Source organism: Streptomyces sp. CB01201 (assembly GCF_002803085.1).
Lineage (GTDB): Bacteria > Actinomycetota > Actinomycetes > Streptomycetales > Streptomycetaceae > Streptomyces > Streptomyces hundungensis.
Genome location: NZ_NNBJ01000001.1, coordinates 257,013 through 277,436, shown reverse-complemented (window position 1 = coordinate 277,436; position 20,424 = coordinate 257,013). Strand labels below are relative to the sequence as shown.

15 protein-coding genes are annotated in these 20,424 nt (G+C 73.0%); 6 read left to right on the top strand and 9 right to left on the bottom strand.

Annotated features, from left to right (window positions below; genetic code table 11):
• Positions 1-5 precede the first annotated feature (5 nt).
• Entirely contained in the window at positions 6-1,313 is a 1,308-nt protein-coding gene (locus CG740_RS01315; RefSeq protein WP_100572991.1) for a GAF domain-containing SpoIIE family protein phosphatase, read from the bottom strand.
• A gap of 584 nt (positions 1,314-1,897) precedes the next feature.
• Here CG740_RS01315 and CG740_RS01310 point away from each other — a divergent pair.
• Positions 1,898-3,289, top strand: a complete 1,392-nt coding sequence (locus CG740_RS01310) for an MFS transporter (RefSeq protein ID WP_234375979.1) — start codon at positions 1,898-1,900, stop codon at positions 3,287-3,289.
• A gap of 66 nt (positions 3,290-3,355) precedes the next feature.
• Here CG740_RS01310 and CG740_RS01305 read toward each other — a convergent pair whose 3' ends face one another.
• From CG740_RS01305 to CG740_RS01280, 6 genes are all read right to left on the bottom strand, one after another.
• Entirely contained in the window at positions 3,356-5,272 is a 1,917-nt protein-coding gene (locus CG740_RS01305; protein ID WP_100573595.1) for a GAF domain-containing protein, read from the bottom strand.
• Positions 5,273-5,357: 85 nt separating this feature from the next.
• Entirely contained in the window at positions 5,358-6,161 is an 804-nt protein-coding gene (locus CG740_RS01300) for a 3-hydroxybutyrate dehydrogenase (protein ID WP_100572990.1), read from the bottom strand.
• A gap of 56 nt (positions 6,162-6,217) precedes the next feature.
• Positions 6,218-6,700, bottom strand: coding sequence for an NUDIX hydrolase (locus CG740_RS01295; protein ID WP_100572989.1), 483 nt, complete (start codon positions 6,698-6,700; stop codon positions 6,218-6,220).
• 34 nt (positions 6,701-6,734) lie between these two features.
• The gene (gene lnt / locus CG740_RS01290; RefSeq protein WP_100572988.1) at positions 6,735-8,381 is read right to left on the bottom strand and encodes an apolipoprotein N-acyltransferase; all 1,647 of its coding nucleotides are present in this window, start codon (positions 8,379-8,381) and stop codon (positions 6,735-6,737) included.
• Positions 8,382-8,495: 114 nt separating this feature from the next.
• On the bottom strand, positions 8,496-9,083 hold the full coding sequence (locus CG740_RS01285; RefSeq protein WP_100572987.1) for a hypothetical protein: 588 nt from the start codon (positions 9,081-9,083) through the stop codon (positions 8,496-8,498).
• A 46-nt stretch (positions 9,084-9,129) separates the two neighbouring features.
• Positions 9,130-9,912, bottom strand: a complete 783-nt coding sequence (locus CG740_RS01280) for a glutamate racemase (protein WP_199846290.1) — start codon at positions 9,910-9,912, stop codon at positions 9,130-9,132.
• 80 nt (positions 9,913-9,992) lie between these two features.
• Here CG740_RS01280 and CG740_RS01275 point away from each other — a divergent pair, with 80 nt between their 5' ends.
• Positions 9,993-11,168 carry a glycosyltransferase gene (locus CG740_RS01275; RefSeq protein ID WP_100572986.1) on the top strand — a complete coding sequence of 392 codons (1,176 nt, stop codon included), beginning with the start codon at positions 9,993-9,995 and terminating at the stop codon, positions 11,166-11,168.
• 16 nt (positions 11,169-11,184) lie between these two features.
• Here CG740_RS01275 and CG740_RS01270 read toward each other — a convergent pair whose 3' ends face one another.
• Positions 11,185-12,543, bottom strand: a complete 1,359-nt coding sequence (locus CG740_RS01270) for a TerD family protein (protein ID WP_100572985.1) — start codon at positions 12,541-12,543, stop codon at positions 11,185-11,187.
• Between the two features lie 768 nt (positions 12,544-13,311).
• Here CG740_RS01270 and CG740_RS01265 point away from each other — a divergent pair.
• The 4 genes from CG740_RS01265 to CG740_RS01250 all read left to right on the top strand — a co-directional run bounded on the left by CG740_RS01265 (position 13,312) and on the right by CG740_RS01250 (position 17,916).
• On the top strand, positions 13,312-13,764 hold the full coding sequence (locus CG740_RS01265; RefSeq protein WP_100572984.1) for a DUF6643 family protein: 453 nt from the start codon (positions 13,312-13,314) through the stop codon (positions 13,762-13,764).
• Positions 13,765-13,822: 58 nt separating this feature from the next.
• Positions 13,823-14,656: an MOSC domain-containing protein gene (locus tag CG740_RS01260; protein ID WP_100572983.1), complete on the top strand. Its 834-nt coding sequence runs from the start codon at positions 13,823-13,825 to the stop codon at positions 14,654-14,656.
• A gap of 147 nt (positions 14,657-14,803) precedes the next feature.
• Positions 14,804-15,400 (top strand): Rv1733c family protein, encoded by a 597-nt coding sequence (locus CG740_RS01255; protein ID WP_324901051.1) that lies wholly within the window; start codon positions 14,804-14,806, stop codon positions 15,398-15,400.
• Positions 15,401-15,513: 113 nt separating this feature from the next.
• A complete protein-coding gene (locus CG740_RS01250) occupies positions 15,514-17,916 on the top strand; it encodes a right-handed parallel beta-helix repeat-containing protein (protein WP_100572982.1) in 2,403 nt (800 codons plus the stop codon).
• Here the strand turns inward: CG740_RS01250 and CG740_RS01245 are convergent.
• The gene (locus tag CG740_RS01245; RefSeq protein ID WP_100572981.1) at positions 17,886-20,237 is read right to left on the bottom strand and encodes a hypothetical protein; all 2,352 of its coding nucleotides are present in this window, start codon (positions 20,235-20,237) and stop codon (positions 17,886-17,888) included. The two genes, CG740_RS01250 and CG740_RS01245, sit on opposite strands and share 31 nt — an antisense overlap.
• Positions 20,238-20,424: the final 187 nt, after the last annotated feature.

Here is a 20,424-nt window from a genome sequence, read left to right as displayed (position 1 = left end):
GGGGATCAGGGGTGCGGGGGGACGCGCAGGGAGAGCAGGGCGGTGTCGTCGCTGGCCCAGCCGCCGTGGTGGCCGGCCAGGACGTCGGCGATGTGGGCATTGGTGGCGGCCGCGTCCATGCCGTGGGTGTCGGCCAGAGCTTGAGCGAGGGCTTCCTCGTCGAAGATCGGCCGGTGGGGCAGCGAGCCGCGCGGGTCGGGGCGTGCTTCGCAGGCGCCGTCGGTGTAGAGGAACAGCAGGTCCCCGGAGCCGAGGCGGAACCGCACGTCGGTGAGACGGGTGGCAGGCAGGATACCGAGCAGGGTGCCTGGGACGCCGGCCTGCTGGACGCGGCCGTCGGCACGGCGGATGAGGGCCGGGGGGTGTCCGGCCAGGCACAGCCGCCCCGCCGCGCCCGCGGGAGTGGTGCGGAACGTCGCCTGCACCGCGGTCAGGAAACGCGGCGCGTGCTGGGCGAGCATGGCCGCGTTCAGCCGGTCCAGTACGACCGCTGGAGAAAGGTGGTCTCCGGCGTCCGCGCGCAGCGTGTAGCGGGCCAGAGCGGTCACCTTGGCCGCCTCGGTGCCCTTGCCGCACACGTCTCCCATGACCGCTGTCCACCACGGGCCACGGGCGTTGAAGAGGTCGTAGAAGTCGCCCACCACCTCCGCCTCGCCGGTGGCGGGCAGGTAGCGGGCCGAGGCGTCCAGGCCGGGTGCCGGCCGCAGCACCGGCGGCAGGAGACTGTCCTGAAGGCTGCGGGCCAGGTCCCGGGAGGTGGCCAGGGCGCTCTGCGCGGTGGCCAGGGCGCTCTGCGCGGTGTTCAGCGTGGTGCGTAGGTTGATCTCGTTGGACACGGCCCGGGCCAGGATGGCGAGCGTCTCCAGTTCCTGTCGCTGCCATGGGCGGGGGTTGGCGTCGATCACACACATCGTGCCGATCGCGTGCCCGTCGGTGGTGACGATCGGGAATCCGGCCCAGGCGCCCACGCCCCAAGGGCCGATCGCCCGGTGCCCGGCAGTGCGCGGGTCGTTCTCCGCGTCCTCGACAATGAACGGCCCGTCCGCGCCGACGGCGAAGTAGCAGAAGCTGTCGCCCACCGCGTTCTGCCACGCCTCAACGCCGCCGTAGGGCAGGTGGGGCACCGACTTCCAATAGGTCCGTGTCTCCCCGACGAACGTGATCGCGGAGATCGCCGACCCGGTCACCGACACCGCCAGCCGCATCAGGTCGTCGAACACCTGCTCCGGGGCGCTGCCGACCATCCCGCTGGCCTCCAGCGCCGCCAGCCTGACCGGGTCCGACAGCACCGCCGGCAGCCCGTCCTGCCGCATCCCGCCGGGATACCCCAAAACACTCACAACCTGTCTCTGTCTCCCGCCCTCCGCCGGATCCCGCCGGATCCCGCCGGCCAGCCAATCACAGCCGCCCGGTCGGTGTCAGCCACGGCCCCACGGACCACTCCTGCCAGGAGGCGGACGGGGATACCGCACCGGCCGCAGTGCCCTCGCCGGGCCGGCCCAGGTCGGTTCCAAAACATCAGGAGCGGACGCGTGGTTGGCCATGCCCCCACTGCACCGAACGCTCTCCAGGAGGCAGTCGACTGCCCGCCGTCCCTCGGTCGTCTCGTCCCCTCGGTAACCCGGCTCGATAACCCGGCTCGATAGCCCGGCTCGATTTCGATCGCCTCGGCACACGGGCACCGCGCTGGTGGGCCCGGTGGAAGAGCGCAGCGAGCTGCGGAGGCGGCGACCACGAGCATCATCCGTTCCGAAGAGCCCTGCGCCCTCGGCATGGTTGGCGCACGCACTCCATCGCCCAGAACTATGGTGTCCCACCACATACGCCTCTGACCTGCGCGTTCCTACGGTGTGGCGACACGTCAATCGTCCCCGTCGAACACCGGGAAGTGGTGCCGATGTCCTCCCCCGCAACCGTTGCCCCGCCCCCCGCCAACCTCTCCCGCATCGTGGCCGCCAGCCTCATCGGGACCACCATCGAGTGGTACGACTTCTTCCTGTACGGGTCAGCCGCGGCGCTCGTCTTCAACAAGCTGTTCTTCCCGGAGTCCGCCCCGCTCGTCGGCACGCTGCTCTCGTTCCTCACGTACGCCGTCGGCTTCGCGGCGCGGCCGCTCGGGGCGCTGGTGTTCGGGCACTACGGAGACCGGCTCGGGCGCAAGAAGCTCCTGGTGGTCAGCCTGCTCATGATGGGCGGGGCCACCTTCGGCATCGGACTGCTGCCCACCCACGCCACCGTGGGGGCGGCGGCGCCCGTCCTGCTCACCGCGCTGCGCCTGGTGCAGGGCTTCGCGCTCGGCGGCGAATGGGGCGGAGCCGTGCTGCTGGTGTCGGAGCACGGAGACGCCCGGCGGCGCGGGTTCTGGTCCTCATGGCCCCAAACCGGCGCCCCAGCCGGGCAGTTGCTCGCCGCCGGGGTGCTCTCCGCGCTGACGGCGCTGCTGAGCGACGCCGCGTTCACCGCGTGGGGCTGGCGCATACCCTTCCTGCTGTCCGGTGTGCTGGTCCTCGTCGGTCTGTGGATCCGGCTCTCCGTCGATGAGTCCCCCGTGTTCCAGGCCGCGTTGGCGCGGGCCGAGGCACGCACGGCGGAGCAGGTGACCGAGAAGCCGCCGCTGGTCGCCGTGGTGCGGGACCACTGGCGCGATGTGCTGGTCGCCATGGGTGCGCGGATGGCGGAGAACATCAGTTACTACGTCATCACCGCCTTCATCCTGGTGTACGCGACCACGTCCGCCGGAATGGCCAAGCAGACCGCGCTCAACTCCGTACTCATCGCCTCCGCCGTGCACTTCGCCGTGATTCCCGCGTGGGGCGCGCTCTCGGACCGGATCGGGCGCAGGCCGGTGTATCTGATCGGTGCCCTCGGCGTCGGCGCCTGGATGTTCCCCTTCTTCGCCCTGATCGACACCGCCAGGTTCGGGAACCTGGTCCTCGCCGTCACGGTCGGGCTCGTCTTCCACGGGGCGATGTACGCACCGCAGGCGGCGTTCTTCTCGGAGATGTTCGCGACCCGGATGCGGTATTCGGGGGCCTCCATCGGGGCGCAGTTCTCCTCCGTCGCGGCCGGTGCGCCCGCGCCGCTCATCGCGACGGCGCTGCTCTCCGACTACGGGACGTCGACCCCGATCGCCCTCTATGTGATCGCGGCCGTGCTGCTCACCGTCGTCGCCATCGGGTGCGCGAAAGAGACCCGGGAGCGGGATCTGGAGAGTGTGGGGAACCGGGCGCAGGGCCGTCCCCGAGTGGAGTCGGTGGCAGGTACGCGCGGTGCGGCGACGGGCGACTGAGGCGGGGGCGGAGACAACGGGCACCCGTTGGGGGGGTGGGGCGGCGCTGTGGTGGTGCCCCACCCCTCAGGGCGTCATGGCTGGTGCCGCCACATGGAGGCGGAGGGCCAGTTGGATTTCCAGGGCACGGGCCGGGCACTGCCAGTCGGGGCCGAGCAGTCGACCGATCCGCTCGATGCGCTGGGCGACGGTGTTCACATGGACGTGCAGATGCTCCCTGGTGCGGGCGGGGCTCATGCCGTTCGCGAAGTACGCGTCGAGGGTGCGGACCAGGTCGGTGCCGCGTTTCCTGTCGTACGCCACCACCGCGCCGATCGTGCGGTCGACGAAGCCGGCGATGTCGCGGGTGTCCGCGAGCAGCAGTCCGAGGAAGCCGAGGTCCTGGGCGGCGGCGCCCTCCCCCGCGCGGCCGAGCAGCCGCAGCGCCTCCAGGCAGCGGCGGCCCTCGGCGTAGGCGGCTGCGATCGCGGGCGGTGTCGTCGCCGGCGCCGCCACCACGGCCGAGGCACCGACCGTGACCGGCTCGTGCAGGGCGGAGCCCAGCTGTTTCGCGGCCGCCCGCGCGACCTCGGCCGGGGTGTCACCGGGGCCGAGCGGAAGCAGCAGCACCGCGCCGCCGTCGCGGGTGGAGGCGAGGCCGTGCCGGGTCGTGGCCAGGTAGGCCGCGGCGGAACCGATGCGCCGGCCCTCCGCGGTGCGGCGCGCGGCGCTGCCCGGGCCGAGGCCGTCGATGCGGGCGGCGAGCACCACGTGCGGGGCGTCGAGGTCGGCCCGCAGCCGGGCGGCACGCTCCCGCAGCAGACTGGGGTCCCGGTCCGGCGCGTCCAGGAGGTCGTCCAACAGCTCGCCCCGCACGCGCTGTTCGGCCTCGCCCGCCGAGCGCCGGGCGAGCAGCAGCAAGGAGGTGACCATGGCGGCCCGCTCCAGGGTGCGCCGGTCGACGGGGTCGAGGTTCGGCTGGCCGTGCAGGACGAGCGCGCCCAGGAGTTCGCCCCCGGCCGAGACGCCGGCCAGCCAGTCCTCGCCGTGCCGCAGGGCGTGCCCGTCGCTGCCGCTGAGCTGGAGCAGCGCGGCCTGCGCGGACTCGGCGTCGGCGAACTCGACCGTACCGTCGAGGACTTCGGACACCGCGTCGGCCACGTCGCGTACTCCGCCGCCGCGCAGGACCAGTTCGGTGAGCCGGTCGTGGACCTCCGACGCCCGTTCCAGGACCGCGCTGTGGTCCCGGATGGTCTCGTTGGCCTTCTCCAACTCGGCCAGGGCGCAACGGGTTTCGCCCAACAGATTGGCGGTGTCGATGGCGACGGCGGCATGCGCGGCGAGCGAGCCGAGCAGGGCGATCTCCTCGCGGGCGAAGACGCGGGGGTGGCGGTCGGCCGCGAAGAGCACCCCGATGACGGTGCTGCCGAGCATCAGCGGGACCCCGAGAATGGCGACGAGTCCCTCGTCGCGCACACCGGAGTCGATGGTGCTGGTGTGCTGGAAGCGTTCGTCGTCGAAGTAGCTCGCGGTGACGTAGGGGCGGGCGGTCTGCGCGACGAGGCCGCCGAGCCCCTCGCCCATGCCGAGCCGCAGCTGCTGGAAGCGGGCGGCCACCGACCCTTCGGTGACCCGCATGTAAGTGTCGCCCGCCGCCGGGTCGTTGAGGCTGAGGTAGGCGACCTCGGTGCCGAGCAGCGAGCGGGCCCGCTGCACGATGGCGCGCAGCACCGCGTCCAGATCGCGCAGGCCCGCGAGGTCGTGCGCGGTCTCGAAGAGCGCGGACAGTTCGGCCTCACGGCGTCTGCGCCCTTCGAGGTCGGCCCGTACCCGCAGGGCGAGTTGTTTCGCCGCGTCCAGGCGGGCGAGCACCTCGGGCCGCGCGCCGTCGGCACGGGCCAGGAGCGCCGGACGGTCGTACGCCTCGGCCGGGGCGCCGCGGGCGAGGAGGGCCAGGTAGGGGGCTTCCGGATGGTCACTGGGCTGCGGGTGATCGTGGGACATGGTCACAGGGATACCTGCCGGACGGGCGGCCTCGCCAGGCCTGTGGACAACTCTTGAGCGGGACCGGACAAGGCAGGAGATCGGTTCAGTGCGCGGTCCAGCCGCCGTCGAGCGCGAGCGAGGTGCCGGTGATGAAGGACGCCTGCGGGGTGCAGAGATAGGCGACCGCTTCGGCGACCTCGTGCGGCTCGACGAGCCGCTTGAGCGCCGCGTCCTTCAGGAGGACCTCGGCCAGGACGCGGTCCTCGGGAATGCCATGTGCGGCGGCCTGGTCCGCTATCTGCCGCTCCACCAGCGGCGTACGCACATATCCGGGGTTGACGCAGTTCGATGTGACCCCGTGCGGGGCGCCTTCGAGGGCGGCGGTCTTGGAGAGGCCCTCCAGCCCGTGTTTGGCGGCCACATAGGCCGACTTGAAGGCAGAGGCCCGCAGCCCATGCACCGAGGACAGATTGACGATCCGGCCCCACCCCCGCCGGTACATGTGGGGCAGCGCCCCTCTGATCAGCCGGAAGGGCGCTTCGAGCATGACGGTGAGGACGGTGTGGAAGGCCTCGGGTGGGAACTCCTCGATGGGGCGCACCAGTTGGAGCCCTGCGTTGTTCACCAGGATGTCCGCTCCGGCGGCGGCCCGCTCGGCCGCGTCGAGGTCGGTCAGGTCGAGGACGACCGGCTCGACCGTGCCGCTGAGGCCGTTGGCACGCAGCGTGAGCCTCTTGAGGCCCGTCGCGTCCCGGTCCACCGCCCTGACCGTGGCGCCGGCCGCGGCGAGCCGGAGTGCGCAGGCGCGGCCGATGCCGCCCGCGGCGCCGGTGACCAGCGCGGTGCGGTCCCCGAGATCGACGGTGACGGAGTGCGGGAGGGGCGCGGGGGCGAGGGAGGCGGTCATGTTCCCGACCCTAGGCAGGCGGCCCCTCACCCACCCATGTGGTCAGCGCACATACTTCAGAGCCCAGCACTGGGTTGGAACCATGTAGGGCCGTCCGTCTGGGCCTGCGCGATGCGGAACAGCCCGGCATCGCTGAGCGGCGGCAGGGCGTCGATGGCGAACCAGCCCACTTCCAGGGACTCGTCGTCGTTCACGCGCGCCTCACCGCCGGTGGCGCGACAGCGGAAGGTGATGTCCATGAACTGGCATACATCGCCGTTGGGGAAGGTCACCGGGGTGGGTGCGGCCTCCACCAGGACGACCCGCTCGGCGACGCAGCGTACGCCGGTCTCCTCGTACACCTCGCGGACCGCGGTGTGGGCGGGCTCCTCCCCCGGCTCCGGAATGCCGCCGACCGTCGCCCACTGGCCGTTGTCCGCGCGGCGGCCGAGCAGGACCCGGCCTTCGTCGTCGAAGACGATCGCGGTCACGCCCGGCAGCAGGAGCAGGTGGTGCCCGGCGAGGGCCCGGACGTCGCGGATGAAATCAGGAGTTGCCATGCCCCGACCCTAACGACCGCCCGGCACCGGCCGGTCAGGCCTCGGTGCCACGACGGCCGCGCACCGTCCGGGTGACCGCCCAGGCCAGGCCCGCGGCGGCGACCGCGACGAGCGCCCACTCGGGCAGGGTGCCCAGCTTGGTCGCGGGCGTCTGCGAGGAGCGCAGTGGCACCTTGGCGACGAGCGAGGCCGGGGTGAACATCGCCGTCTTCTGTACGACCTTGCCGTCGGGCATGATCACGGCGCTGACGCCGCTGGTGACGGGGACGGTGACGGTCCTGCTGTGTTCGACGGCCCGCACCCGGGACATGGCGAGCTGCTGGTAGGTCATCTCACTGCGGTCGAAGGTCGCGTTGTTGCTCGGCACGGAGATCAGCTGGGCGCCCGCGGTGACGGTGTCGCGCACCGCCCAGTCGAAGGCCGCCTCGTAACAGGTGGCCATCCCGACCTTGGTACCGGACATGGTGAACACGCCCGGCTTGGTGCCCCGGCTGAAGTCCTCGCGGACCATGGAGGTGTAGCCGGGGGCGAAGGTGCTGATGAGGCCGCGCAGCGGCATGTACTCGCCGAACGGCTGGATCTGCCGCTTGTCGTACGTCGCGACGGGCCCCAGCTTCGGGTCCCACTGCACCTGCTCGTTGTAGAGCTTGGTGCCGTAGCCGCCGACGACCGCGCCCACCGAGATGGGGGCGCCCACGGCCTTGGCGGCCTGGTCGATGACGGCACGGGCGTCGTCGTCCACGAAGGGGTCGACGTCGGAGGAGTTCTCCGGCCACAGGACGAAGTCGGGCTGCGGCTCCTTGCCCGCCCTGACCCGGTCGGCGAGCCGCAGGGTCTCGCGTACGTGGTAGTCGAGCACGGCCCGGCGCTGGGAGTTGAAGTCGAGCCCGAGCCGGGGCACATTGCCCTGGATCACCGCGACGGTCGCGGTGCCGTCCTCGGCCGAGTCGCTGACCAGGCCGCGCGCCCCGAAGGACGCGGCGACCGGCACGAGGACGGTGAGCAGCGCGGCCGCCGCGGCCCCCTTGCGGACGCTTCCGGCACCGCCCGCCCCTGTGCGGACGCCTGCGGTACCGCGCAGCCGCAGCGCCTGGCGCAGGCACTCGTACAGGCCGAAGCCGCACAGTGCCACGCCGAAGCCGAGGACCGGCGTGCCGCCCAGCGCGGCCAGGGGCAGGAAGGTTCCGTCGGCCTGGCCGAAGGCGACCTTGCCCCAGGGGAAACCGCCGAACGGAGCCCGGGCGCGGGCCGCCTCGGCCGCGATCCACAGGGCGGCCGACCACACGGGCCACAGCGGAAGCCGGGAGACGGCGGCCATGCCGGCGCCGGCGGCCCCGATGAACAGCGCCTCGATGGCGGCGAGCCCCAGCCAGGGGCCGGGGCCGACCTCCACTCCGGTCCACACGAGGAGGGGGAGCAGGAAGCCGAGGCCGAAGAGGTAGCCGAGGCCGAGGCCGGCCTTCCAGGTCCGGCCGCGCAGCACCCAGCCGAGGACGGCGAACGCGAGGAGCGCCAGCCACCACAGGGGGCGCGGCGGGAAGCTCAGGTACAGGAGCACTCCACCCACCGCGGCCACGGCGGGCCGGACGAGACGGTGCGCCAGCGCCCGCAGCCGCGCGGGCGCGGGGGGCTGGGGTCCGAGCTGTTCCGGCTCGGTGGTGGGGGTTTTGGTGGTGCTCACCCGGCGGAGTCTACGGCGGGTATCTGTGTTCGTGGGATCCCGGTCCGCGGGGTCCCCCGGCCCGGGGGGCCCGGGATGGCCGGGTCTCTGTCGGCCCTGCGGGGGCCGGGCCGCTCAGGCCTCGGCGGCCTTCTTGGTGCCGAGCAGCCGCAGCCGGTCGCGGATGACCCGTACGGCGGCTTCCGCGTCGTCGACGGTCACGGTGAAGACGCGTCCGTCGCCCAGCTTGAGCGCCACGCCCTCACCCCGGCGTACGACGACGGCGGTGCCGATCTCGGGCCGCCAGCGGTAGCCCCAGCCGCCCCACTGGCGCGGGGTGACGCGGGGCACGAAGTCGGCTCCGACCACCAGGTCCAAGGGGATGGTCCGACGCGGCAGCCCGATGTGGCCGCAGCGCACTTCCAGGCGGTCGCCGTCGACCTTGACCGCCACGTGGACGAAGGCGAGCGTCCCGAACAGGACGAGGACTCCGGCCGCCAGGCAGCCGATCACGGACATCAGCAGGGGCAGGATGCCCGACGTCCAGGTCGAGTCGACGGCCAGCTCGACGCCGAGCGCGATGCAGGCCGCGCCGCCGACCGCGAGAAGCCACTGGACGCGGTTGGTCGCCCGGCCGGTCCAGACCTCTGGCAGCTGCTCGGAGGCGCTGGATCCAGGGTGGGGCTCGGGGGACGCGGGGTACTCCGGGGACGGTTCCCTCATGCTTAGCAGCGTACTCAGGTTCCGCTGTGAAGGCACCGCTCCCCTGTCAGTGAGCGGTGCTGACCGCCCGCAGCAGACGCCCTTCGGGGTAGGCGAGAGCCACCTCGGGAAGGGTGCCGATGCGTCCGCTGAGAAGCACGGTCAGGCCTCCGACCTGCGCTGCGTCAGGGGCGGGCAGGATCCCGGCACGTCGCAGTCCCTGGGCCGCCACGGCTTCGGCGCTGCCGAAGAAGGTGAGGGGGCCGCCTTCGGGGCGCAGGGCCGTACGGATGCGTTCGGCGACCAGCTCGTAATGGGTGCAGCCCAGGACGACGGTCCTTACCTCGGGCGGGGTGAGGGCGGCTGCGAGCGCGATGGCCCGGTCGATGGCGGCGTCGTCGGCGTGCTCCACGGCCTCGGCGAGACCGGGACAGGGCACCGCCGTGACGGGGACGCCGTCGGCGAATTCGCGGATGAGCCCGCGCTGGTACGGGCTGCCGGTGGTGGCGGGGGTCGCCCAGATCGCGAAGGGCTCGCGGCCGGCCGCGGCCGGCTTGATCGCCGGGACGGTACCGATCACCGGGATGCCGGGCTCCAGGGCGGCGCGGATCGCGGGCAGGGCGTGCACGGAGGCGGTGTTGCAGGCGATGATCAGGGCGTCCGGGCGCAGGGACGCCGCCGCCTCGGCCACGCCGAGGGCACGTTCCGTGACGCTCTCTGGGGTCCGGGGGCCCCAGGGCATGCCGTCCGGGTCGGACGAGATCACGAGTTCGGCGTCGGGCCGTAGCCGGCGTACCGCCGCGGCCGCGGCGAGCAGGCCGATTCCGGAGTCCATGAGCGCGATCTTCACCCGGTCACCATAGTCGACGGCCCCGGCGAAACCGGCCGAGGTCCCGTGCGGAGCACGGCTCGTGGGGCAGACTGCGGCGAATGAGCGCCCTCGCGTGGATCGCCCTGCTGTCCTTGGTCGTCTGGCTCTGGCTGCTGCTCGGCCAGGGCTCCTTCTGGCGCACCGACCAGCGGCTGCCGCCGCGTGCGGAGCTCAAGGACTGGCCGGATGTCGCGGTCGTGGTGCCGGCCCGCGACGAGGCGGAGGTACTGCCGCTGAGCCTTCCGTCGCTGCTCGCCCAGGACTATCCGGGCCGCGCGCGGGTCTTCCTGGTGGACGACGGCAGCTCGGACGGCACCGGGGAACTGGCCCGCTCCCTCGCCGAGCAGCACCCCGGCCTGCCGCTCACCGTGGTCGCCCCCGGTGAGCCGGAGCCCGGCTGGACCGGCAAGCTGTGGGCGCTGCGGCAGGGCATGGCGCTCGCGCGGGCGGACGAGCCGGAGTACCTGCTGCTCACGGACGCCGACATCGCCCACCGGCCGGACAGCCTGCGCGAGCTGGTGGCCGCGGCGCGCGGCGGCGGTTTCGACCTGGTGTCGCAGATGGCCCGGCTGCGGGTGGCGAGCGGCTGGGAGCGGCTGATCGTTCCGGCGTTCGTGTACTTCTTCGCCCAGCTGTATCCGTTCCGCTGGATCAACGCCCGCAGGCCTCGGGCCACGGCCGCGGCCGGCGGTTGCGTCCTGTTGCGTACGGAGGCGGCCGAGCGGGCGCGGATTCCGCAGGCGGTGCACCAGGCGGTGATCGACGACGTGTCCGTGGCGCGCGCGGTGCGCGGATCCGGCGGGCGGGTCTGGCTCGGCCTCGCCGACCGGGTGGACAGCGTGCGTCCCTATCCCGGGCTCGCGGACCTGTGGCGGATGGTCTCGCGCAGCGCGTACGCGCAGCTGCGGCACAGCCCGCCGGTACTGCTCGGCACGGTCGCGGGCCTCGCGCTCGTCTACCTGGCGCCGCCGCTCACCTTCGCCGCGGGCCTGGCGGGCGGCAGTCCGGCGGCCGCGTGGGCGGGCGGGCTCGCCTGGCTGGTGATGACCGGTACGTATGTGCCGATGCTGCGCTACTACCGCCAGCCGCTCGTGCTCGCGCCCACGCTGCCGTTCACGGCGCTGCTCTACCTGCTGATGACGGTCGACTCGGCGGTGCAGCACTACCGGGGCCGGGGCGCGGCCTGGAAGGGGCGCACCTACGCCCGCCCCGAGACCGCGCCCGAACGGCGCTGAGGGCCGCTGAGCGGCGTCACTTGCGGCCGGGTGTCCAGTTCATGCCCCAGCCGTAGGCCTGGTCTATGGTCCGCTGCGGGCTGACACCGCGTGCGGGCACCAGATAGCGGGCCTCGCGCTGGACGACCAGGTCGCCGCCGTTGTTGGTGATCAGGGCGAGCGCGCAGACCGTGGAGGGAACGGTGCACTCGTCGAGGAAGAACTCGATGGGCGCACCGAACTGCGGCTGGAGCGTCACCGTGGCGTGCAGATCGGCGAAGCTGCGGGCGCCCTCGTAGATGGTGACGAAGATCAGAAGGCGACGGAACTTGTCCTTCTGGTCGAGGTTGACGGTGAGGTTCTCGCCCGATTCGACGGCGCCGGTGCGGTCGTCGCCGTCGAGGTGGATGTACGGGGGCTGGTGGAGCGCGCCGAAGGCGTTGCCCAGGGCCTGCACCACACCCTTGCGGCCGTCGGCGAGTTCGTACAGCGCGCACAGGTCGAGGTCGAGATCGGAGTGGTTGGCCGCCGCCCGCCCCAACTTGGCTCCCCAGCCGCTGAATTGCTTGCGGCTCTGCCAGTTGAGGTTGACCCGCATCGCGCCCGAGGTGCCGCCCTGCTTGGCGAGCGAGACGCGCGGCGCCTCTTTGGTGAGGGTGACTTTGGAAAGGCGCACCGGTGTCGGCGGCGCGGTGGGCGGCAGGGGGACCTGAGCGGTCGGCGTCGGTGGCTGGGCCGACGGGGTGAAGGGCGCGGTCGGCAGCGCGTAGGGGGACCGGGAAGCGTCCGGATACGGAGCCGGGGATGCGGCAGGCTGCTGGGGCGCAGCGTGAGGGGCTTGGGGGGCGGCCGACTTCTGGGGACTGTCGACGCTGATGCCGAAGTCCGTCGCCAGGCCTTCGAGTCCGCTGTCGTAGCCCTGGCCGACCGCGCGGAACTTCCAGGCACCCTGGCGGCGGTAGAGCTCGCCGAGGATGAAGGCCGTCTCGACGGTGGCGTCCTGACTGTCGAAGCGGGCGAGTTCCGCGCCGCCCGACGCGTCCAGGACGCGGATACCGAGCCCCGGGACCCGGCCGAACGTGCCGCCGTCGGCCGAGGCGGCGAGCACCACGCGCTCGACCGCGGGCTCGATCCGCGAGAGGTCGACGAAGAGGGTGTCCGTGACGGCATCCGAACCGGACCGCTTGCCTTCGTGGCGTACCGCGCCGGAGGAGTGGGCCGGCTGGTTGTAGAAGACGAAGTCGGCGTCGGAGCGGACCCGGCCGCCGGTCAGGAGGAGCGCCGAGGCGTCGACGTCCGGGACACCGGGGCCGGTTCGCCAGGCGAGTTCGATGCGCACCGAGTGCGCAGGCACCGGGACATTGGCTCCTTTTAGCATGGACATGCTCTCCCCCATCGCTCCCGGCGGTGCCCGCACGTTTCTGCCCGCCAACCTAACGCGCGATCGACCGCCGGGCACCTACCCCCGCCGGGGGCCGGGCCGTCGTTGTCGCCCCCGGGGCGGATGGGGTGACGCGCGGCCGGCACGTCTTGGGCACGGGGCGCGGGAATCGCCCGTTCCCGGCATCACCCGCACGCGGAGCAGTGCAGATTGCCAACTTCCGCGCAGCAGAGGGCCTTGGGAACTCATTTCCGCCATGCGCCCCGCTCGGCGGCCGGCCTCCCGTCGCGAATCCTCTCGTCGCGAATCCTTCCGTCATCAATCCTTCCGTCATGAATAAGAACGCTGCCGCCGAGCCGGTCGAAAAGCACTTGGCGATATGAAAGGAAGCCGATGACCCGACCCCGGCGGCGTCAGGGGCCACTCCGAGGTTCCCGGCGGAACGCTCGCAGGGCCGGACCTGACGGGCAGTCAATCGTTTGCATCGCCCCAACCACAGCCGCCTGAAAGGTGAATTGCCCCATCGGACATGTCCAGGGCCGGCCGCCCGGCCGAGTCGCGGCGCGCACGGCCGGGCGGGCCGGGCGGCGAGCAACCCGCGACTGTCACCCTTGGTTGACCCTCCGTCGCTTCGCGTCAAACGAAGAGCCCTCGCGGAACCCTCGGGGACCAAGAGTTCATCTGCGGCGTTTCAGCAGGTCAGACTGGTTAAACCAGAGCAAATGGGATGACACCGGGATTGGGACTCCCCAACGGCCACATCGTGGGCTTAACTTATGTGCCATGACCTCCCCCCGCTCCACCTATGGCGGCGGTTACTACTCCGCGCCGTCCTTCCCGGACACCCCCATCTACGACTCCCTCGTCGCAGAGCGGGGCACGCCTCAGATCGCCCCGATCCGAGTGCCCTCCCTCTATGACACCGGCAGCAACTATCTGCCGGCCCTCCCGTCGGCGCTGCCCGCACTGCCGGCCGCCCCCTCGCAGCCGAGCCCGTCCTACGCCTCGTCGTACGGATACCAGCAGCCGGCCCCCCAGCCCGTGCCGCTCCAGCACGCGCCCGCCCCGTACATCCCCCAGCAGCCCTCGGCCCCGCGCGGCTACCAGGGCCAGCAGGCGATGCCGCAGCGCCCGATGGGAACCGGGTACGAGGCCATGCGGCCCGCCGCGCCCCGGCCGGCGCCCACGCCGTACGAGGACCCGTACAACCGGCCGTACCAGGGCACCGGGTACTGATCGACGGTGGGGACCGGCCGCCCGGGCATCCGTCCGGGGCGGCTGGCAGGATGTCTACATGAACAACGGCCTTTCCGCTGTCGTCCACGGGATACGCGTCCATCCCGTCAAGTCGGTCGGGGGATACGACGCAGCACAAGCGGTGGTCGAGCCATGGGGGCTCGCCGGGGACCGACGCTGGATGCTGGTGGACACGGACGGCACGGCCGTCACGCAACGCGAGCGGCCCGAGCTCGCCCTGAGCAGTGCCGCCACACTGCCGGGCGGCGGCGTGCGCCTGTCGGCGCCCGGCCGCGCCGATCTGGCCGTCGAGCCGCCGGAGCCACTGGCCACCACGAGCGTCACCCTGTTCGGCACCAAGTTCGAGGCGGTGGCCGCCGCCGACGCGGCCCATGCCTGGTTCAGCGACCTTCTGGGCGCCGACGTGCGCCTGACGCACCTCGACGACCCGGCGTCCCGCAGAACGATCAACCCCCAGTACGCGCCGAACGGCGAGACGGTCAGCTTCGCCGACGGCTTTCCGCTCCAGATCGCCACCCGTGCGTCGCTCGACGCGCTCAACTCCCTGATAGATCAGGGCGACCGCCCCCATGAGGGCCCCCTGCCGATGAACCGGTTCCGGCCCAACGTGGTGCTCGACGGGACCGAGGCGTGGGCGGAGGACAGCTGGTCGCGGATCGTGATCGGCGACGTCTCCTTCCGCCTCGCGAAGCCCTGCGGCCGCTGTGTCATCACCACCACCGACCAGGCCACCGCGGTGCGCGGCAAGGAGCCCCTGCGCACGCTGGCCCGGCACCGCAGGATCGGCGGCTCGCTGGCGTTCGGCGTCCTGGTGATCCCGGAGAACACCGGCACCATCCGCGTGGGGGACGCGATGAAGGTCCTCGCATAGCTCTGCGCCACGCGGGAACTCCTGTGGGTAGCGCATGCGTTGAACAGTCGAGCCGGGTGGATGAGGTCCCTGTTCGCGTCACCCGCGCTCGCCGCCCCGCCCCGGGGCGGCCCGGAGGCGGAAGGGGGTGCGTGGCCCGTGCGAGCGATGTCGGGAGTGTGGCGCTGGCGGCACAATCCGCTGCGCCGCCGGACGGACCTGGCGGAGGCCTGGCTGGCGCTGGTGACGCTGGTCGTCATGGCGCTCGCCGTGCCGGCGGTGGGGGCCCTGTGCGGTTCGCTCACCGACGCCTCGCTGCGCCAGGCCCTCGCCGAGCAGCGGCGGCACCGGCATGTCACGGCGGCCGTCGTGGTGGCCCGCGCCGAGCGGCAGACGGGGCCGGCCCAGCCGGACGGCTCGATGGGCCGCGTCACCCGCACCAAGGTCATAGCCAACTGGACGGCGCACGACGGCAGTTCACACAGCGGCACCCTGGGCACATCGCTGAAGGCTCCCGCGCCCGGCGCCACCTTCCGGCTGTGGACCGACGACCACGGCAGCCCGGTGCCCCACCCGATGACGACGGGCGCGGCGGCGACGCACGCGGTGTTCTCGGGGATCTGCGCGGCCGCGATGGCCGCCGGACTCATCGAGGGGACACGGCGGTTGATCGTATGGCGCCTGATACGTCGGCGGTACGAGCGACTGGACCGCGCGTGGGCCCGGTACGGTCCGGACTGGGGCCGGACCGGCGCAGGCAGCTGACCGGTCAACTCACCGGGCCCGCGCGCGCTACGGTGGACCATCAGCCGCACATACGAGGCCACGGCCGAGGTGTGCGCGAGGACGCACGCACGAGGTGGGGGCACGGCAGCACAATGGCTCAGGGCACGGTCCAGGTGACGCACACCGGCACGTCGAGGTGGCGCCGCCGCACGGGTGAGTACGCCTCCTTGGCCGCGGCCCTGGAGGCCGCGGGCGACGGCGACGTCCTGACCATCGCCCCCGGCACCTACCGGGAGAACCTGGTGCTGCGCCGCTCGGTGACGCTGCGCGGCCCCGAGGGCGCCGTCGGCTCGGTCCGGATCGCCCCCGTCGACGGGGTGGCCCTGACCGTGCGGGCCTCGGCGACCGTACGAGACCTGTATCTGGAGGGCCAGGACGCGGCGGCGCCCGCGCTCCTGGTGGAGGACGGCGCGCCCGAGCTGGTCGATCTGCGCGTGGTGACCCGCTCCGCGGTGGGCATCGAGGTCCGCGGCGGGGCCCGGCCCACGGTGCGGCGCTGCACGGTGGACAACCCGGGCGGCGTCGGCATCGGCGTCTTCGATGGCGCGGGCGGGGTGTTCGAGGAGTGCGAGGTCGTCGCGGCCGGGCAGTCCGGGGTCTCCGTGCACAGCGCCGGCCACCCCCGCCTGGAGCGCTGCCGGGTGCACCACTCCAGTGGCGCCGGTCTCACGGTCAGCGGCGAGGGCAGCGGCCTGGAGGCGCTCGGCTGCGAGGTGTACGAGATCAAGGGCGCCGGCGTCCTGATCGCCTCGCGCGCCGCGGCCCACCTCACCGACTGCACGGTGCACCGCACCTCCGCCGACGGCATCACCCTCGACACGGACGCGGTGCTCACGCTCGCCGACTGCGACATCCACGACATCCCCGAGAACGCGGTCGACCTGCGCTCCCGCTCGGTCCTCACCCTGACCCGCACCAAGGTCCGCCGCTTCGGCCGCAACGGCCTGTCGGTGTGGGACCCGGGCACCCGGGTGGACGCCAACCAGTGCGAGATCCACGACAGTACGGGCGACTATCCGGCGGTCTGGGTCAGCGACGGGGCGACGGCGGTCCTGGAGGGCTGCCGCGTCCATGACGTACCCGATGCGATCTTCGTGCTCGACCGGGGTTCGCGCGCCGACGTCGTGGACAGCGACCTCACCCAGGTGCGCAACACGGCGGTGTCGGTGAGCGACGGCGCGACCGCGCAGCTCGACGACTGCCGGATCAGGGAGGCCGCCACCGGCGCCTGGTTCCGCGACCACGGCAGCGGGGGCACACTCGCGGGCTGCACCATCGACGGCGCCCAGACCGGCGTCATCGTGACCAAGGGCGCCGACCCGCGCATCGAGCGCGTCACGGTCACCTCACCGGCCGAGGCCGGTTTCTACGTCTCCGCCGAGGGCCGGGGCACCTTCCACGCCTGCCGCGTGACGGGCAGCGGCGGCTTCGGCTTCCACGTCATCGACGGCTGCCGTACGACGCTGACGCGCTGCCGCACCGAGCGCTGCGCGCGCCGGGGCTACGAGTTCTCCGAGGACGGCGCGGTGGTCGAGGACTGCACCAGTGACGAGAGCGGTGCGACCGCGGGCGTGCCCGAGCCGCCCGCCGTGCAGAGCGCGACGCAGACCATGGGCCTGCTCTCCGCCGTGCCCGACCAGCGGGCCGTGGAGGCGGCACCGCCGCAGCCCGCGGCCGAGCCCGCACGCGACTCCGGCGCGGTCCTCGGCGAACTGGACACCCTGGTGGGCCTGGAGAGCGTCAAACGCGAGGTGCGGGCGCTCACCGACATGATCGAGGTCGGCCGCAAGCGGCAGCAGGCCGGCCTCAAGGCCGCCTCGGCCCGCCGCCATCTGGTCTTCACCGGCTCCCCCGGCACCGGCAAGACCACGGTGGCCCGCCTGTACGGAGAGATCCTGGCCTCCCTCGGCGTCCTGGAGCGCGGGCACCTCGTGGAGGTGTCCCGCGTCGACCTGGTCGGCGAGCACATCGGCTCGACCGCGATCCGCACGCAGGAGGCCTTCGACCGGGCGCGCGGCGGTGTGCTGTTCATCGACGAGGCGTACGCGCTCTCCCCGGAGGACTCGGGGCGTGACTTCGGCCGGGAGGCCATCGACACGCTGGTGAAGCTGATGGAGGACCACCGGGAGGCGGTGGTGGTCATCGTCGCCGGGTACACGGCGGAGATGGAGCGCTTCCTGAGCGTCAACCCCGGTGTGGCGTCGCGTTTCTCACGGACCATCAGGTTCTCGGACTACTCCGCCGACGAGCTGCTGCGCATCGTGGAGCAGCAGGCCGACGAGCACGAGTACCGGCTGGGTACGGGCACCGCGGAGAGCCTGGTGAAGTACTTCACGGCCCTCCCCCGGGGTGCCGCGTTCGGCAACGGGCGCACCGCGCGGCAGACCTTCGAGTCGATGGTGGAGCGCCATGCGGGCCGGGTCGCCCAGCTGGCCGACGCCAGCACCGACGATCTGACCCTCCTCTACCCGGACGATCTTCCCGAACTGCCCTGATTCGAACTGCCCTGATCGGCACGCTGGTTGGGCACTCCGTGCGCCAACTCGACCAGCAATAGCGCGCGTTCCCGGGCGAAGGCGGGATCGGCCTGGTAGTCGGAGTGGCCCAGGATCGGTGCGGGCAGCGGGTGCAGGTCGGTCCGGCCGTAGGCGACCGGGTCCAGGAGCGGGCCCCTGTCGACGTCGCCGATCACCCGGACCGGGCCTCCGATGGGGTCGGTGGCCCGCCACAGGTTGCGCCAGCAGTGCACCTCCTGGTGCAGCGCCGCCAGCTGCGCGGGACCGAAGTACGCCGGGAACCAGCGTCCGTACAGTCGCTCCACGGGGCAGCCGTAGGTGAGCAGGGCGACCCGGCGCCGGGTGCCGGCGGGCAGTTGCCACACGGCGGCCGTGGCGAGCACGCTGCCCTGCGAGTGCCCGGAGATCACCAGGCGGCCGCCGGTCCGTCCGGTCCAGGTGTTCATCCGCCAGGCCAGGTCGGGCACGGCGCGCTCGGCGTAGCACGGGGGCGCGAAGGGGTGGGCGGCGCGCGGCCAGAAGGTGCCGACGTCCCACAGGATGCCGACGGTGCGGCGGGCCGCCGCGTCCTTGTAGGCGCGCCTGCCCCAGGTGACGAACAGCAGGAAGCCGAAGCCCGTGCACCAGGACCCGAGCGACTGCGCTGCGTCCGCACCGAAGGCGACCGGGGTGGGCGCCGCGTCGGCCGCCCTGGCCGGTACCTGGCCGGCCCACCAGGCGCCCGCGAGGGCCGCGGCGCCGAGCAGCAGCGAGGCTCCGGCGACGATACCGAGGAGGAGCGGGGCCCGGTCGGTGAGCCGGGCCATGGCGCGGGCGGCTGCGATGCGGCGGGTGCGGCCGGTGTCGGGCCGCTCGGTGGGGTAGTCCGCGATGACGCGGGGCGCGTCCGCGCGTGCGGTGCGCCAGGTGCGTACGGCGAAGTACAGCATCACTGGGATCAGCACGGCGATCAGGGCCGGGATCACCGAGGCCTGCCAAGTCAGCAGCGGGGGCGGCCCGTTGGGGGACGAGGGGTCCATGCCGGGGGTCGCGCCGCGGTCCACCCAGTCGGCGACGCGCTGGGCGACGCCACCGGTCATCACCCCGCCGAGCGCGCAGGCGAGCATGGCCACGGCGGGGCCGCCGAGCCCCCGTAGGGCGGTGCGCTCGCCGGGAGCCCGGCGGCGCAGATGCCAGGCGACGGCGGCGAGCGCCACCACGAGCATCCCCTGGGCGAAGGTGAGGAAGCCGAAGGCCCGGTCGCCGGGCAGGGTGCCGGACGAGGTCCAGTCGGCGCGGTTCCAGGCCGCGTACAGCACGGCGAGCGCGAGCAGGGCGAGGGAGAACAGGGGCAGCCAGGCGGTGACGGCCCGGTCGAGGCGCTCGTCGAGATGGGTCTCGGTCCGTCCGCGACGGCACACCACCCACACCACGACCAGGCCCGCGACGGCGAGCGCCGCCTCGACGAGGAGGCCGAGCGTCGCGAACACGGCGCTGGTGGAGGCGCGGTCGTAGCGGGCGGCGGCCGCGGTGACCGCCGCGGCGGTGGTCAGGAACCCGGCGGCGGTGTGGGCGGCGCGCAGCCGGGCCACCAGGCGCCTGCCGTACCAGAATCCGGGCCGGCTGAAGGCGGGCCGCACGGCCTCGGTGGCGTCCCCGGCGGGGTCGGCGTTGAGCGGCTGCTGGGACTCGTAGGCGCTCCAGGTCCGGTTGGAGAGGTACCAGAGCAGCACGGTCAGGGCGGTCGGCGCGAGCGCGGCGAGGGCCAGTCGGCGCCCCGGCTGGGCCCACCAGCCGTGGTGGGCCACGGAGGTGAAGCCCAGCCAGTACCAGGAGCGCGAACAGGCGGCCGTGCCCGCGCACTGCCAGGCGGTGAGGTCGAGCGCGACCTCGCAGGCGGCGGCCACGAGCAGCACGGTGAGGCTCAGCGCGACGAGCCGCACGAGCACGCCGTACAGCCGGATCGCCCAGCGCGGTTCCTCGGCGGGCGGCCGCATCCAGTGCGCCAGGTTGATCACCATGAAGGGCAGCAGGAGCAGCCACAGGGCGCGGGCGCTGTTGCCGGAGGTGAGGTTGCACCAGACGTACGCCTCCGGCACCGGGCGGTCGCGGTAGCGCTCGGGGTGCGCCTCGGCGTCGACATCGCCGGCACAGCGGTGGATCGCGGCCGTGTCGTCGCCGGTGACGCGCACGGTGCGCGGGTCGCCGAGCATCGCCTCCGGCGTGGTGCCGCCGACGCCGTGGACCAGCAGTTCGAGGGCCGGTCCGGCGCTTTCGACGGCGGCGGCGCCGGAGGGGGCGGCGGCGGTGGCACGGGACACTTCTGCGGCTCGCTCTCGTGGGGCGGGACGGCGGCGCGGGTGGCACGGGACATCAGGATCTCGGATCGGGACGTCTTGGTGCAGTGCTCTCACCGAATCTCCCCGTGACAGGATGGGTGTCCGTAGACCGGGGGTGCGGATGTGCCCGGCAAGTGTGTTCGACGATGTGGAAGGGGCCGGCCCGGCA